Raw genomic sequence first — 15,783 nt, 5'->3', positions numbered from 1 at the left:
CGGACGACGGACGTGACCGGTGCGGTGGAGCTGCCGGAGGGCGTGGAGATGGTGATGCCGGGCGACAACATCAAGATGGTGGTGTCGCTGATCGCGCCGATCGCGATGGAGGAAGGCCTGCGCTTCGCGATCCGCGAGGGCGGCCGCACCGTCGGCGCCGGCGTGGTGGCGAAGGTCATCGAGTGACAGGCTCCCGGCCGGAGCGGAATCCGGCCGGAAGCCATCCCAATGGCGGGCCCGGCCAGGGTCCGCCATCAGCCGTTTGAAGACAACCAAATACGCCAGTAGCTCAATTGGCAGAGCAGCGGTCTCCAAAACCGCAGGTTGGGGGTTCGAGTCCCTCCTGGCGTGCCATTCAAGCAAGCCGGCCAGCAGTGGAGGCCGGAAACCGGTAACCGGATGAACGCAAAGGTCGAACAAAGCGCCCAGGCCGCATCGCCAGGCGATATCGTCAAGTACGTGCTTGCGGGTCTGATCGCGGTCGCCGGCGTGGTGGGTTTCTACTGGTTCGCCGAGTGGCCCGGTCCACTGCGCGGACTGCTGCCCGTGCTTGCGGTGATCGTGGCCGGCATCGTGTGTCTGCCCACCGCCAAGGGGCGGCAGGCGCGGGAGTTCCTGTCCGAGACGCGCTTCGAGCTGCGCAAGGTGGTCTGGCCCACCCGCCAGGAAACCCTGCGCTCGACCGGCGTGATCCTGGTGGTGGTGATCATCATCAGCCTGCTGATTGCGCTGATCGACTTTTTCATCTCCTCGTTCATCGGCTGGCTGCTCGGCTAAGGAGGGCGTCATGGGCAAGCGTTGGTATGTGGTTCACGCCTATTCGGGCTTCGAGCACCAGGTCGCCAAGTCGCTGAAGGACCGCATCGCCCGCGAGGGCATGCAGGACCGCTTCGGGGAAGTGCTGGTGCCGACCGAGGAAGTGGTCGAGATGCGCGGCGGCCAGAAGCGCAAGTCCGAGCGGAAGTTCTTTCCAGGCTACGTGCTGGTCCAGATCGACACCCGTGAGGAAGGCGGCATTCCACGCATTGACGACGAGTGCTGGCACCTGGTGAAGGAGACCCCCAAGGTCATGGGCTTCATCGGCGGCACCGCCGACCGCCCGCTGCCGATCAAGGACTCCGAGGCCGACGCCATCCTGCAGCGTGTGCAGGAGGGCGTGGACAAGCCCAAGCCGAAGGTGCTGTTCGAGCCCGGCGAGATGGTCCGGGTGGTCGACGGTCCGTTCAACGACTTCAACGGCGTGGTCGAGGAAGTCAACTACGAGCGCAGCCGCCTGCGGGTGGCGGTGATGATTTTCGGGCGTTCGACGCCGGTCGAGCTGGAATTCGGCCAGGTGGAGAAGGCCTGAGCGGCCGGGACCGGGCTCCGGGGCCCGGGTCCCGAATGAAAGCAGAGGGAGGAGTCCCGCAGCCGTGAGGCGTGCAGACGCTGGCACTCCAGGAGAACTGAAATGGCAAAGAAAGTCGTCGGCTACATCAAGCTGCAGGTGAAGGCCGGTCAGGCCAACCCCAGCCCGCCGGTCGGTCCGGCGCTGGGTCAGCGCGGTCTGAACATCATGGAGTTCTGCAAGGCGTTCAACGCCGCCACGCAGAAGCTGGAGCCGGGTCTGCCGATCCCGGTCGTCATCACCGCCTACTCCGACCGCACCTTCACCTTCGTCACCAAGACGCCCCCGGCCAGCATTCTGCTGAAGAAGGCCGCCGGCATCACCTCGGGCTCCAAGCGCCCGAACACCGAGAAGGTGGGCAAGGTCACCCGCAAGCAGCTCGAGGAAATCGCCAAGGCGAAGGAGCCCGATCTGACCGCGGCGGATCTGGAGGCGGCCGTGCGCACCATCGCCGGTAGCGCGCGCAGCATGGGTCTGGTGGTGGAGGGCTGAGGTCATGGCGAAGATTTCCAAGCGTCTCAAGGCACTGCAGGGCCTGGTGGAGCCGGGCAAGGCCTATCCGATCGATGAGGCCCTGAATATCCTGCTCAACAACAGCAAGGTGAAGTTCGTCGAGTCGATCGACGTGGCCGTGCGTCTCGGCGTCGATGCCAAGAAGTCCGACCAGCAGGTGCGTGGCTCGACCGTGCTGCCCGCCGGCACCGGCAAGTCGGTGCGCGTCGCCGTGTTCTGCCCGCCGGGCGCCAAGGCCGACGAGGCCCTGGCTGCCGGTGCGGATGCCGTGGGCATGGACGATCTGGCCGAGCGCATGCTGGCCGGCGAGCTGAACTACGACGTGGTCATCGCCACGCCGGATGCGATGCGCGTGGTCGGCAAGCTCGGCCAGGTGCTCGGTCCGCGCGGCCTGATGCCGAACCCGAAGGTCGGCACCGTGTCGCCGAATCCGGCCGAGGCGGTGAAGAATGCCAAGTCGGGTCAGGTGCGCTACCGCACCGACAAGGCCGGCATCATCCACTGCACGATCGGCAAGGCCAACTTCGACCCCGAGTCGCTGAAGACCAACCTGCACGCGCTGCTGGCCGACCTGATCAAGGCCAAGCCGGCGGCCGCCAAGGGCCAGTACCTGCAGAAGATCTCGCTGAGCTCGACCATGGGCATTGGCGTGACCGTCGACCAGGGGTCGCTGTCGCTGAAGTAATCGTTTCACCCGGCCGGAATCCGCTGCGGGTTCCGGCCGGTCGTTTGAGGGCATTCGCCGAAGGCCGGACGGCCGTCGGCGATAGCCGTCAAAGACCGCAGGTGCGGTCGGTGCGTGACGACGTCGGGCAGGGACGCGCGACTGGCATGGAATCGCCGTCGGCACAGCCATCGATCGCTTAATCCGGGCCCCGCGAGGGGCTGGCCTGCGCAGATGGTGCCGCCCTTTTCGGAATTTTCATTCTTGAAAGTCTGGAAACGGCCACCACCGGGACGCCATCGGGCGTCCCCGGCATCGAAGGACCGATGCCGCCCAGGACCGCGGACGGCTGGAGCCGCGAGCGGAGTTCAATAGGAGGAGTGCAATGGCTCTGAATCTGTCCCAGAAGCAAGAAGTCGTCGCCGAACTGGCAGAGGTGGCCGCGAAGGCTCACTCCCTGGTTGCCGCCGAGTACGCGGGCATCACGGTCGACCAGATGACCGCGATGCGCAAGAAGGCCCGCGAGACGGGCGTGTTCCTGAAGGTCGTCAAGAACACGCTGGCCTCGCGTGCCGTCGAAGGCACGGATTACGAGGGGGTCAAGGACTCGCTCGTCGGTCCGTTGCTCTATGCGTTCTCGATGGAAGACCCCGGCGCCGCCGGTCGTCTGATCAAGGAGTTCGCCAAGGCCAACGACAAGCTGCAGGCGAAGGTCGTCTCCATCGGCGGCAAGCATTACCCGGGCGCCCACCTGGACGTGCTGGCCTCGCTGCCGACCCGCGACCAGGCCCTGTCCATGCTGCTCAGCGTGCTCGTCGAGCCGGCCACCCGCGTGGCCCGTGCGCTCAAGGCGATCGGCGAGAAGCAGGAAGCGGCGGCCTGAGCGGCCGACTTCACGTATCCCTTTCAAGAATATTTTTCCGAGGAAGCAATCATGTCTCTGACCAACGAGCAGATCATCGAAGCGATCGCCAACAAGACCCTCGTCGAGGTGATGGAGCTGGTGAAGGCGATGGAAGAGAAGTTCGGCGTCTCCGCCGCCGCCCCGGTGGTGATGGCCGCCGGCCCGGCCGCGGCTGCCGCCCCGGTCGAGGAGCAGACCGAGTTCACCGTCGTGCTGAAGGCTGCCGGCGACAAGAAGGTCGAAGTCATCAAGGCGGTTCGCGCGATCACCGGTCTGGGCCTGAAGGAGGCCAAGGACCTGGTCGAGGGTGCGCCGCAGACCGTCAAGGAAGGCGTGTCGAAGGAAGACGCCGAGAAGTTCAAGAAGGACCTCGAGGCGGCTGGCGCCCAGGTCGAGCTCAAGTAAGCGGCGCATTGCGTCGCTGGCTTCGACCGGCGGAATCGGAAGGCTGGGGGCGAGAGCCCCCGGCCTTTCCCTGCTTCACCTGACGGCACTCGGACATCGTCATTCGCGTCAGTGGCGATCTCCGAATTCCGATTCCAATCACTCCGGCAGCCGTTCCCGCGGCAGCCGACACACCCGAGGCGGTAGCAGACCATGACCTACTCCTTCACCGAAAAGAAGCGCATCCGCAAGGACTTCGGCAAGCGCAAAGCGATCCTGGAGGTGCCGTACCTGCTGGCCATCCAGGTCGACTCCTATCGCGAGTTCCTGCAGGTCGATACCGCGCCCGACCAGCGCGCCGACAAGGGCCTGCACGCCGCGCTCAAGTCGGTGTTCCCGATTTCCAGCTATTCCGGCAACGCCGCCCTCGAATATGTCAGCTACCGCCTCGGCGAGCCGCCGTTCGACGAGCGTGAGTGCCGCAACCGCGGCCTGACCTACGGTGCGCCGCTGCGCGTGACCGTGCGCCTGGTGATCTACGACAAGGAGTCGTCGAACAAGGCGATCAAGTACGTGAAGGAGCAGGAGGTCTACATGGGCGAAATGCCCCTGATGACCGACAACGGCACCTTCATCGTCAATGGCACCGAGCGCGTCATCGTCTCCCAGCTGCACCGCAGCCCGGGCGTGTTCTTCGACCACGACCGCGGCAAGACCCACAGCTCGGGCAAGCTGCTGTACTCGGCCCGCATCATCCCCTACCGCGGTTCCTGGCTGGACTTCGAGTTCGATCCGAAGGACTGCCTGTTCACCCGTATCGACCGTCGCCGCAAGCTGCCGGTGTCGGTGCTGCTGCGCGCGCTCGGCTACAGCAACGAGGAGATGCTCAAGATCTTCTTCGAGATCAACACCTTCCGCATCAACAGGCAGGAAGGCGTCGAGCTCGAGCTGGTGCCCGAACGGCTGCGCGGCGAGACCCTCAACTTCGATCTGGTCGTCAACGGCAAGACCCTGGTGGAGGCGGGCAAGCGCATCACCGCGCGCCACGTCCGGCAGCTGGAGCAGGCTGGAGTGGCGACGCTGGAGGTGCCGGACGACTACCTGGTCGGCCGCATCATCGCGCACGACGTCATCGATCCGAAGACCGGCGAGGTGCTCGCCACCGCCAACGACGAACTCAACGACGAGCAGCTGGCCGCGTTCCGCAAGGCCGGTATCGAGAGCATCGGCACGCTGTGGGTCAACGACCTCGACCGCGGCCCGTACCTGTCGAACACCCTGCGCATCGACTCGACCAAGACCCAGCTCGAGGCGCTGGTCGAGATCTACCGCATGATGCGGCCGGGCGAGCCGCCGACCAAGGAAGCGGCTCAGAACCTGTTCTACAACCTGTTCTTCACCTTCGAACGCTACGACCTGTCGGCCGTGGGCCGGATGAAGTTCAACCGCCGCGTCGGTCGCAAGGACGTGACCGGTCCCGGTGTGCTGTACGACCACAAGTACTTCTCCGAGCGCAACGACGAAGAGTCCAAGCGCCTGGTGGCCGAGCAGGGCGAGAGTTCCGACATCCTCGATGTGCTCAAGGTGCTGTGCGAGATCCGCAACGGCCGCGGCACCGTGGATGACATCGACCACCTGGGCAACCGCCGCGTGCGCTCGGTCGGCGAGATGGCCGAGAACGTGTTCCGCGTCGGATTGGTGCGCGTCGAGCGCGCCGTCAAGGAGCGTCTGTCGCTGGCCGAGTCCGAAGGCCTGACCCCGCAGGAGTTGATCAACGCCAAGCCGGTTGCCGCTGCGATCAAGGAGTTCTTCGGCTCCTCGCAGCTCAGCCAGTTCATGGACCAGAACAACCCGCTGTCCGAGGTCACGCACAAGCGCCGCGTCTCGGCGCTCGGCCCGGGCGGCCTGACCCGTGAGCGCGCCGGCTTCGAGGTGCGCGACGTGCACCCGACCCACTACGGCCGCGTCTGCACCATCGAGACGCCGGAAGGCCCGAACATCGGCCTGATCAATTCGCTGGCCGTGTACGCACGCACCAACCAGTACGGCTTCCTGGAGACGCCGTACCGGAAGGTCGTCAACGGGCGGGTCACCGACGAGGTCGAGTACCTGTCGGCGATCGAGGAGAACGAGTACGTCATCGCCCAGGCCAACGCCGAACTCGACGAGAAGGGCGCGCTGACCGGCCAGTTCGTGCCCTGCCGTTACCAGGGCGAGACCCTGCTCAAGCCGCCGAGCGAGATCCACTACATGGACGTCTCGCCGATGCAGTCGGTGTCGGTCGCGGCTGCGCTGGTGCCGTTCCTCGAGCACGACGACGCCAACCGCGCGCTGATGGGCGCCAACATGCAGCGCCAGGCGGTACCGACGCTGCGTGCAGAGAAGCCGCTGGTCGGCACCGGCATCGAGCGCGCCGTGGCGCGCGACTCGGGCGTGATCACCGTGGCCCGCCGCAGTGGCGTCATCGACCAGGTCGATGCCGCCCGCATCGTGGTGCGCGTCAACGAGGACGAAGTCGGCGAGAACGATGCCGGTGTCGACATCTACACCCTGGTCAAGTACACCCGCTCCAACCAGAACACCTGCATCAACCAGCGCCCGCTGGTGAGGGTGGGCGACCGTGTCGCCCGCGGCGACGTGCTGGCCGACGGTCCCTCCACCGACATCGGCGAGCTGGCGCTGGGCCAGAACATGCTGGTCGCGTTCATGCCGTGGAACGGCTACAACTTCGAGGACTCGATCCTGATCTCGGAGCGTGTGGTCCAGGAGGACCGCTACACCACGATCCACATCGAGGAGCTGACCTGTGTCGCACGCGACACCAAGCTCGGCCCCGAGGAAATCAGCGCCGACATCCCGAACGTCTCCGAGCAGGCGCTCAGCCGTCTCGACGAGTCCGGCGTGGTCTACATCGGTGCCGAGGTGCGCGCCGGCGACATCCTGGTCGGCAAGGTCACGCCCAAGGGCGAGAGCCAGCTGACGCCGGAAGAGAAGCTGCTGCGTGCGATCTTCGGCGAGAAGGCCTCCGACGTGAAGGACAGCTCGCTGCGCGTGCCGCCGGGCATGGACGGCACCGTCATCGACGTGCAGGTCTTCACCCGCGACGGCATCGAGAAGGACAAGCGCGCCCGTCAGATCGAGGAGGCCGAGATCAGGCGCGTCAAGAAGGACTTCGACGACCAGTTCCGCATCCTGGAGGGTGCCATTTACGCCCGCCTGCGTTCGCAGATCGTCGGCAAGGTCGCCAACGGCGGTCCGGGTGGCCTGAAGAAGGGCACAGCTATCAGCGACGAGTACCTGGACGGACTGAAGAAGGACGACTGGTTCTCGATCCGCATGAAGGACGAGGATGCCGCCGAGGCCATCGAGCGTGCGCAGAAGCAGATCGAGGCGCACAAGGCCGAGTTCGAGAAGCGGTTCGCCGACAAGCGCGCCAAGATCACCGCCGGCGACGATCTCGCCCCGGGCGTGCTCAAGATGGTCAAGGTCTACCTGGCCGTGCGCCGCCGCATCCAGCCGGGCGACAAGATGGCCGGCCGTCACGGCAACAAGGGCGTGATCTCGAACATCGTGCCGGTCGAGGACATGCCTTACATGGCCGACGGCACGCCGGTCGACATCGTGCTCAACCCGCTGGGTGTGCCGAGCCGAATGAACATCGGCCAGATCCTCGAGACTCACCTGGGCTGGGCAGCCAAGGGGCTGGGCCAGCGCATCCAGGAAATGCTCGAGTCCCAGGCCAAGGTGGCCGACCTGCGCAAGTTCCTCGACCAGATCTACAACCACGACCGCAAGCTGATGGGCGAGCGGGTGGACCTGTCGCAGTTCAGCGACGAGGAGCTGCTCAATCTGGCGCGCAACCTCACCAGCGGTGTGCCGATGGCTACCCCGGTGTTCGACGGCGCGACCGAGGAAGAGATCAAGGCCATGCTCAAGCTCGCCGGTCTGCCCGAGAGCGGCCAGACCCGTCTGATCGATGGTCGCACCGGCGAGGAGTTCGATCGCCCGGTCACGGTGGGCTACATGCACATGCTCAAGCTCAACCACCTGGTCGACGACAAGATGCACGCCCGCTCCACCGGCCCGTACTCGCTGGTCACCCAGCAGCCGCTGGGCGGCAAGGCGCAGTTCGGCGGTCAGCGTTTCGGTGAGATGGAAGTGTGGGCGCTGGAAGCCTACGGTGCCGCCTACACCCTGCAGGAGATGCTGACGGTGAAGTCCGACGACGTGCAGGGCCGCAACCAGATGTACAAGAACATCGTCGACGGCGAGCACGAGATGACGGCGGGCATGCCCGAGTCGTTCAACGTGCTGGTCAAGGAAATCCGCTCGCTCGCCATCAACATCGAGCTGGAAGAGCACTGATCGGACGCCGCGGACTGGAGAACTGACCCATGAAAGATTTGCTCAACCTCTTCAACCAGCAGCGGCAGTCGCTGGATTTCGACGCCATCAAGATCCAGCTGGCCTCTCCCGACCTGATCCGCTCGTGGTCGTACGGCGAGGTCAAGAAGCCGGAGACCATCAACTACCGCACCTTCAAGCCCGAGCGCGATGGCCTGTTCTGCGCCGCGATCTTCGGGCCGGTCAAGGACTACGAGTGCCTGTGCGGAAAGTACAAGCGCATGAAGCACCGCGGCGTGGTCTGCGAGAAGTGCGGCACCGAGGTCACCCTGGCCAAGGTCAGGCGTGAACGCATGGGCCACATCGAACTGGCCAGCCCGGTCGCCCACATCTGGTTCCTGAAGTCGCTGCCCTCGCGCATCGGCCTGATGCTCGACATGACCCTGCGCGACATCGAGCGCATCCTGTACTTCGAGGCCTACGTGGTCATCGAGCCGGGGCTGACCACGCTCGAGCGCGGTCAGCTGCTCAACGAAGAGCAGTTCATGCAGGCCCGCCAGGAGCACGGCGATGACTTCGATGCCATGATGGGCGCCGAGGCCGTCTACGAGCTGCTGCGCACGATCGACCTCAACGCCGAGATGGTGCGTCTGAAGGAGGAGATCGCGTCGACCAACTCCGAGACCAAGCTCAAGCGCCTCACCAAGCGTATCAAGCTGGTCGAAGCCTTCATCGAGTCCGGCAACCGCCCGGAGTGGATGATCCTCACCGTGCTGCCGGTGCTGCCGCCCGACCTGCGTCCGCTGGTGCCCCTGGATGGCGGCCGCTTCGCGACTTCCGACCTCAACGACCTCTACCGCCGCGTCATCAACCGCAACAACCGCCTCAAGCGCCTGCTCGAGCTCAATGCGCCGGACATCATCGTGCGCAACGAGAAGCGCATGCTGCAGGAGTCTGTCGATGCGCTGCTGGACAACGGCCGTCGCGGTCGCGCCATCACCGGTACCAACAAGCGCCCGCTCAAGTCGCTGGCCGACATGATCAAGGGCAAGCAGGGTCGTTTCCGTCAGAACCTGCTGGGCAAGCGCGTCGACTACTCCGGCCGTTCGGTCATCGTGGTCGGCCCGACCCTGCGCCTGCATGAGTGCGGCCTGCCCAAGAAGATGGCGCTGGAGCTGTTCAAGCCGTTCATCTTCTCCAAGCTGCAGCGTCGTGGCCTGGCCACCACCATCAAGGCCGCCAAGAAGCTGGTCGAGCGCGAAGAGCCGATGGTGTGGGACATCCTCGAAGAAGTCATCCGCGAGCACCCGGTGCTGCTCAACCGCGCTCCGACGCTGCACCGCCTCGGCATCCAGGCTTTCGAACCGGTGCTGATCGAGGGCAAGGCGATCCAGCTGCACCCGCTGGTCTGCACCGCCTTCAACGCCGACTTCGACGGCGACCAGATGGCCGTGCACGTGCCGCTGTCGCTCGAGGCGCAGCTGGAAGCCCGCGCGCTGATGATGTCGTCGAACAACATCCTGTCGCCAGCCTCCGGCGAGCCGATCATCGTGCCGACCCAGGACGTGGTCCTGGGCCTGTACTACATGACCCGCGCGCTCGAGAACAAGAAGGGCGAGGGCATGGTGTTCGCCAACATCGCCGAAGTGAAGCGCGCCTACGACAACCGCGTCGTCGATCTGCACGCCAAGGTGAAGGTTCGCCTGCGCCAGGTCGAGATCGACGAGCAGGGCAACCGCAGCGAGTCGACCTCGATCGTCGACACCACGGTCGGCCGCGCGATGCTGGCCGAGATCCTGCCCGAGGGCCTGTCGTTCGCTCTGGTCAACACCGAGCTGACCAAGAAGGCCATCAGCCGCCTGATCAACGCCTGCTACCGCCAGCTCGGCCTGAAGCAGACGGTGATCTTCGCCGACAAGCTGATGTACACCGGCTTCTACAACGCGACCCGCGCCGGCGTCTCCATCGGTATCGACGACATGGTGATTCCGGAGGAGAAGAAGACCATCCTGGCCGAGGCCGAGAAGGAGGTGCTGGAGATCCAGCAGCAGTACCAGTCGGGTCTGGTCACCGCCGGTGAGCGCTACAACAAGGTCGTCGATATCTGGTCGCGCACCAACGAGCGCGTCGCCAAGGCGATGATGGACACCATCGGCACCGAGAAGACCGTCAACGCCAAGGGCGAGACGGTCGAGCAGAAGTCGATGAACTCCGTCTTCATCATGGCCGACTCCGGCGCGCGTGGCTCGCAGGCGCAGATCCGCCAGCTGGCCGGCATGCGCGGCCTGATGGCGCGCCCGGACGGCTCGATCATCGAGACGCCGATCACCGCGAACTTCCGCGAGGGTCTGAACGTCCTGCAGTACTTCATCTCGACCCACGGCGCGCGCAAGGGTCTGGCCGACACCGCACTCAAGACGGCGAACTCCGGTTATCTGACCCGCCGTCTGGTCGACGTGTCGCAGGACGTGGTGATCACCGAGGTCGATTGCGGCACGATGAACGGCCTGACCATGACGCCGATCGTCGAGGGCGGCGACGTGGTCGAGCCGCTGCGCGACCGCGTGCTCGGCCGTATCGTGGCCGAGGACGTTTTCCTGCCGGGCAACGACGAGGATCCGATCGTCACCCGCAACACCCTGCTCGACGAGAAGTGGGTGGAGAAGCTGGAAGCGGCGGGCGTGCAGGCGATCAAGGTGCGTTCCACCATCACCTGCGAATCGAGCTTCGGCGTCTGCGCGCACTGCTACGGCCGCGATCTGGCACGCGGCCACATCGTCAACATCGGTGAGGCGGTCGGCGTGATCGCCGCCCAGTCGATCGGCGAGCCGGGCACGCAGCTGACCATGCGCACCTTCCACATCGGCGGTGCGGCTTCGCGTGCGGCGGCGGTGGACAACGTCACCATCAAGACCACCGGCACGATCAGGTTCACCAACATCAAGACCGTCCAGCACAGCGCCGGCCACCTGGTGGCGGTGTCGCGCTCGGGCGAACTGTCGGTGCTGGATCCGGCCGGGCGCGAGCGTGAGCGCTACAAGGTGCCGTACGGCGCGGTCATCTCGGTCAAGGACGGCGAGGCGGTCAAGGCCGGCCAGACCGTCGCCAACTGGGATCCGCACAACCATCCGATCGTGTCGGAAGTGGCGGGCTTCGTGCGCTTCGTCGACTTCGTCGACGGCGTCACCGTGATCGAGAAGGTCGACGAGCTGACCGGCCTGGCCAGCGCCGAGATCACCGACCCCAAGCGTCGCGGCTCGGCCGGCAAGGATCTGCGCCCGATCGTGCGCATCGTCGATGCCGACGGCAAGGATCTGAACATTCCGGGCACCGACCTGCCGGCGCAGTACCTGCTGCCGCCGCGCTCGATCGTCAACCTGCACGACGGCGCGCCGGTGGGTGTGGGCGATGTGGTCGCCAAGATCCCGCAGGAGGCGTCCAAGACCCGTGACATCACCGGCGGTCTGCCGCGCGTGGCCGATCTGTTCGAGGCCCGCAAGCCGAAGGACCCGGCGATCCTCGCCGAGCGCTCCGGCGTGGTCAGCTTCGGCAAGGACACCAAGGGCAAGCAGCGCCTGATCATCAAGGATGCCGAAGGCAACGAGCACGAGGAGCTGATCCCGAAGTACCGCCAGATCATCGTGTTCGAAGGCGAGCACGTGGAGAAGGGCGAGACCATCGTGGACGGCGAGCCGAACCCGCAGGACATCCTCCGCCTGCTCGGCGTCGAGCCGCTGGCCGCCTACCTGGTCAAGGAGATCCAGGACGTCTACCGCCTGCAGGGCGTGAAGATCAACGACAAGCACATCGAGGTGATCATCCGCCAGATGCTGCGCAAGGTGGAGATCACCGAGCCCGGCGATACCCGCTTCCTGCAGGGCGAGCAGGTGGAGAAGATCCGCGTGCTGGAGGAAAATGCCCGGGCCCAGGCCCGCAACGAGATGCCGGCCAAGTTCCAGCCGGTGCTGCTGGGCATCACCAAGGCTTCGCTGGCGACCGAATCGTTCATCTCGGCGGCCTCCTTCCAGGAAACCACCCGCGTGCTCACCGAGGCGGCGGTTCGCGGTACCCGCGATACCTTGCGGGGCCTGAAGGAAAATGTTATCGTTGGCCGTCTGATCCCGGCCGGCACGGGTCTTGCCTACCACAGCAAGCGCCGCCGCCAGGCGGGTGAGCTGAGCGAATCGGATATGGAGGCCCTGCGCGCCGCCCCGGCATCGGAGGCGATGGCTGAGGGAGCCGGTTCCGCCGACGAGTGATTCCCCGGCGGCCCATGGGCTGCCCACATGCGAAATGAGGCGCAGGACGCGCCTCGTGTTCGAGCCGAGGACGGTCGTTGAACCACCCTGCAGCCATTGACAGGGTGGTTTAACACTGGCTAAACTTTTCTGTCTCGGCAGGCCGGGAGTACCGGCCTGCCTTCGTTTTCATCGCAAGGTCTCCGACGAATGGCGACGATCAATCAGCTGGTTCGCAAGCCCCGGCAGCCCAAGTCCTACAAGAGTGCCTCCCCGGCGCTGGACAACTGCCCGCAGCGCCGTGGCGTCTGCACCCGTGTCTACACCACCACCCCGAAGAAGCCGAACTCGGCGCTCCGCAAGGTGGCCAAGGTGCGCCTCACCAACGGGTTCGAGGTCATCTCGTACATCGGTGGTGAAGGCCACAATCTCCAGGAGCACTCGGTGGTGCTGATCCGGGGCGGGCGCGTCAAGGACCTGCCTGGCGTCCGCTACCACACCGTGCGCGGCTCGCTCGACGCCGCCGGCGTCGCCAAGCGTCGCCAGGGCCGCTCCAAGTACGGCGCCAAGCGCCCGAAGTCCTGAGCGAGCGGTTTCGCGTAACACCCGATCTTTTCAAATCAGGCACGCATCATGTCCCGTAAAGGTTCGCCCGGTACCCGTCCCGTTCTGCCGGATCCCAAGCACGGCAGCGAAATGGTTGCCCGCTTCATCAATATGGTGATGAAGAACGGCAAGAAGTCCGTCGCCGAGAAAATCGTCTATGGCGCGATGGATGTCATCGGCGAGAAGAATCCGAATGCCCTTGAGCTGGTCGAGAAGGCCTTGGGCAACGTTGCTCCGGTGGTCGAGGTCAAGTCCCGTCGTGTCGGCGGTGCGACCTACCAGGTTCCGGTCGAGGTGCGTGCCTCCCGTCGCCAGGCGCTCGCGATGCGCTGGCTGATCGAGTCCGCCCGCAAGCGTTCCGAAAACTCCATGCCGCGCAAGCTGGCCGGGGAGCTTCTGGACGCGTCCGAGAACCGTGGTGGCGCCGTCAAGAAGCGCGAGGAAACCCACCGCATGGCGGAGGCCAACAAGGCCTTCTCGCACTACCGCTGGTAATCACGACAGGGATCCAGAAAAGTGGCCCGTACGACCCCCATCGAGCGCTATCGCAACTTCGGCATCATGGCCCACATCGATGCCGGCAAGACCACGACCAGCGAGCGCATCCTGTTCTACACCGGTGTCAGCCACAAGATCGGCGAAGTCCATGACGGCGCCGCCACCATGGACTGGATGGAGCAGGAGCAGGAGCGCGGCATCACCATCACTTCCGCGGCCACCACGGCGTTCTGGAAGGGGATGGACAAGTCGTTCCCCGAGCATCGCCTGAACATCATCGACACCCCGGGTCACGTCGACTTCACCATCGAGGTGGAGCGCTCGCTGCGCGTGCTCGACGGTGCCGTGTTCGTACTGTGCGCGGTCGGCGGCGTGCAGCCGCAGTCCGAGACGGTGTGGCGCCAGGCCAACAAGTACAACGTGCCGCGTCTGGCCTTCGTCAACAAGATGGATCGCACCGGGGCCAACTTCAAGAAGGTGATGGAGCAGCTGCGCAGCCGCCTCAATGCCTATCCGGTGCCGATGCAGGTGCCGATCGGCGCCGAAGAGAACTTCGAGGGCGTGGTCGACCTGCTCAAGATGAAGGCGATCGTCTGGGACATGGAAACCCAGGGCAACACCTTCAGCTACGCCGATATCCCGGCGCATCTGGCCGAGGAGTGCGCCGCCGCGCGTGCGTTCATGGTCGAGGCCGCCGCCGAGGCGTCCGAGGAGCTGATGAACAAGTACCTCGAGGAAGGCGAGCTTTCCGAGGAAGAGATCATCGCCGGCATCCGTCAGCGCACCCTCAAGTGCGAGATCATCCCGGCCTTCTGCGGCAGCGCCTTCAAGAACAAGGGTGTGCAGGCGATGCTGGATGGCGTGATCCGCTTCCTGCCGGCGCCGTCCGACCGTCCGCCGGTTGCCGGCGTCGACGATCGCGATCAGCCCGCCACCCGCCGCGCCGACGACAACGAGAAGTTCTCGGCGCTGGCGTTCAAGATCATGACCGATCCGTTCGTGGGCGCGCTGACCTTCTTCCGCGTCTATTCGGGCGTGCTCAGCGCCGGCGACCAGGTCTACAACCCGGTCAAGGGCAAGAAGGAGCGGATCGGCCGCCTTCTGCAGATGCACGCCAACAACCGCGAGGAGATCAAGGAGGTCCGCGCCGGCGACATCGCTGCGGCGGTCGGCCTGAAGGATGTGACCACCGGCGACACGCTGTGCGCGCAAGACGCGGTGATCACCCTGGAGCGGATGACCTTCCCCGAGCCGGTCATCGCGATGGCGGTCGAGCCCAAGACCAAGTCGGACCAGGAGAAGATGGGCATCGCCCTGTCGCGCCTGGCGCAGGAGGATCCCTCCTTCCGTGTGCGTACCGACGAGGAGTCCGGCCAGACCATCATCTCCGGCATGGGTGAGCTGCACCTGGACATCATCGTCGACCGCATGAAGCGCGAGTTCAACGTCGAGGCGAACGTCGGCAAGCCGCAGGTCGCCTACCGCGAGACCATCCGCAAGGCGGTCAGGCAGGAAGGCAAGTTCGTCCGTCAGTCGGGCGGCAAGGGCCAGTACGGTCACGTGGTGCTCGAGATCGAGCCGCAGGAGCGTGGTGCCGGCTACGTCTTCGAGAACGCCATCGTCGGCGGTGTCGTGCCCAAGGAGTACATCCCGGCGGTCGACAAGGGCATCCAGGAAGCGATGGCCAACGGCGTGATGGCCGGCTATCCGGTGGTCGACATCAAGGTCCGCCTGGTCGACGGTTCGTATCACGAGGTCGACTCGTCCGAAATGGCGTTCAAGATCGCCGGCTCGATGGGCTTCAAGGAAGGCTTCCAGAAGGCCAGCCCGGTGCTGCTCGAGCCGGTGATGAAGGTCGAGGTCGTCACCCCGGAGGATTACATGGGTGACGTGATGGGCGATCTGAGTCGGCGTCGCGGCATCCTGCAGGGCTCCGACGACTCCCCCTCCGGCAAGATCATCAACGCGATGGTGCCGCTGGGCGAGATGTTCGGCTACGCCACGACCTTGCGTTCCATGACCCAGGGCCGCGCGACCTTCACCATGGAATTCGACCACTACGCCGAGGCGCCGGCCAACATCGCCGAGCAGGTCATCAAGAAGTCCTGAGCAGTAAAACCAACAAAAGATCGAACCGAGGAAACCTAAGTCATGGCCAAGGGTAAATTCGAGCGCACCAAGCCGCACGTGAACGTGGGCACGATCGGTCACGTCGACCACGGCAAGACCACGCTGACTGCCGCGC

At 65.3% G+C, this 15,783-nt stretch carries 13 protein-coding genes and 1 tRNA gene; all 14 read left to right on the top strand.

Annotation, left to right across the window (positions count from 1 at the left end; genetic code table 11):
* The coding region (locus HNQ58_RS12800) for an EF-Tu C-terminal domain-related protein (protein WP_484573259.1) at positions 1-186 on the top strand (186 nt) is incomplete at its 5' end.
* A 92-nt stretch (positions 187-278) separates the two neighbouring features.
* A tRNA-Trp gene (locus HNQ58_RS12795) sits at positions 279-354 on the top strand.
* 45 nt (positions 355-399) lie between these two features.
* A complete protein-coding gene (gene secE, locus HNQ58_RS12790) occupies positions 400-777 on the top strand; it encodes a preprotein translocase subunit SecE (RefSeq protein ID WP_183949320.1) in 378 nt (125 codons plus the stop codon).
* 10 nt (positions 778-787) lie between these two features.
* Positions 788-1,348 carry a transcription termination/antitermination protein NusG gene (nusG, locus tag HNQ58_RS12785; protein WP_183949319.1) on the top strand — a complete coding sequence of 187 codons (561 nt, stop codon included), beginning with the start codon at positions 788-790 and terminating at the stop codon, positions 1,346-1,348.
* Positions 1,349-1,450: 102 nt separating this feature from the next.
* Positions 1,451-1,879, top strand: coding sequence for a 50S ribosomal protein L11 (rplK, locus tag HNQ58_RS12780; protein ID WP_183949318.1), 429 nt, complete (start codon positions 1,451-1,453; stop codon positions 1,877-1,879).
* A gap of 4 nt (positions 1,880-1,883) precedes the next feature.
* A complete protein-coding gene (rplA, locus tag HNQ58_RS12775) occupies positions 1,884-2,585 on the top strand; it encodes a 50S ribosomal protein L1 (RefSeq protein WP_183949317.1) in 702 nt (233 codons plus the stop codon).
* 364 nt (positions 2,586-2,949) lie between these two features.
* Positions 2,950-3,447, top strand: coding sequence for a 50S ribosomal protein L10 (gene rplJ / locus HNQ58_RS12770; RefSeq protein WP_183949316.1), 498 nt, complete (start codon positions 2,950-2,952; stop codon positions 3,445-3,447).
* Positions 3,448-3,498: 51 nt separating this feature from the next.
* The gene (rplL, locus tag HNQ58_RS12765; RefSeq protein ID WP_183949315.1) at positions 3,499-3,873 is read left to right on the top strand and encodes a 50S ribosomal protein L7/L12; all 375 of its coding nucleotides are present in this window, start codon (positions 3,499-3,501) and stop codon (positions 3,871-3,873) included.
* Positions 3,874-4,065: 192 nt separating this feature from the next.
* Entirely contained in the window at positions 4,066-8,217 is a 4,152-nt protein-coding gene (gene rpoB, locus HNQ58_RS12760; RefSeq protein ID WP_183949314.1) for a DNA-directed RNA polymerase subunit beta, read from the top strand.
* 29 nt (positions 8,218-8,246) lie between these two features.
* Entirely contained in the window at positions 8,247-12,455 is a 4,209-nt protein-coding gene (gene rpoC, locus HNQ58_RS12755) for a DNA-directed RNA polymerase subunit beta' (protein ID WP_183949313.1), read from the top strand.
* Positions 12,456-12,644: 189 nt separating this feature from the next.
* Entirely contained in the window at positions 12,645-13,019 is a 375-nt protein-coding gene (gene rpsL / locus HNQ58_RS12750; protein WP_183949312.1) for a 30S ribosomal protein S12, read from the top strand.
* Between the two features lie 48 nt (positions 13,020-13,067).
* Positions 13,068-13,535: a 30S ribosomal protein S7 gene (gene rpsG, locus HNQ58_RS12745; RefSeq protein ID WP_183949311.1), complete on the top strand. Its 468-nt coding sequence runs from the start codon at positions 13,068-13,070 to the stop codon at positions 13,533-13,535.
* A 21-nt stretch (positions 13,536-13,556) separates the two neighbouring features.
* Positions 13,557-15,647 (top strand): elongation factor G, encoded by a 2,091-nt coding sequence (gene fusA, locus HNQ58_RS12740; RefSeq protein ID WP_183949310.1) that lies wholly within the window; start codon positions 13,557-13,559, stop codon positions 15,645-15,647.
* A 42-nt stretch (positions 15,648-15,689) separates the two neighbouring features.
* Positions 15,690-15,783 (top strand): GTP-binding protein (locus HNQ58_RS12735; protein ID WP_005434227.1); only part of this gene is annotated, 94 nt, incomplete at its 3' end.

Source organism: Rehaibacterium terrae (assembly GCF_014202935.1).
Lineage (GTDB): Bacteria > Pseudomonadota > Gammaproteobacteria > Xanthomonadales > Xanthomonadaceae > Rehaibacterium > Rehaibacterium terrae.
Note: the sequence above shows the minus strand (reverse complement) of the source record. Positions and strands in the feature narration are given on the sequence as shown.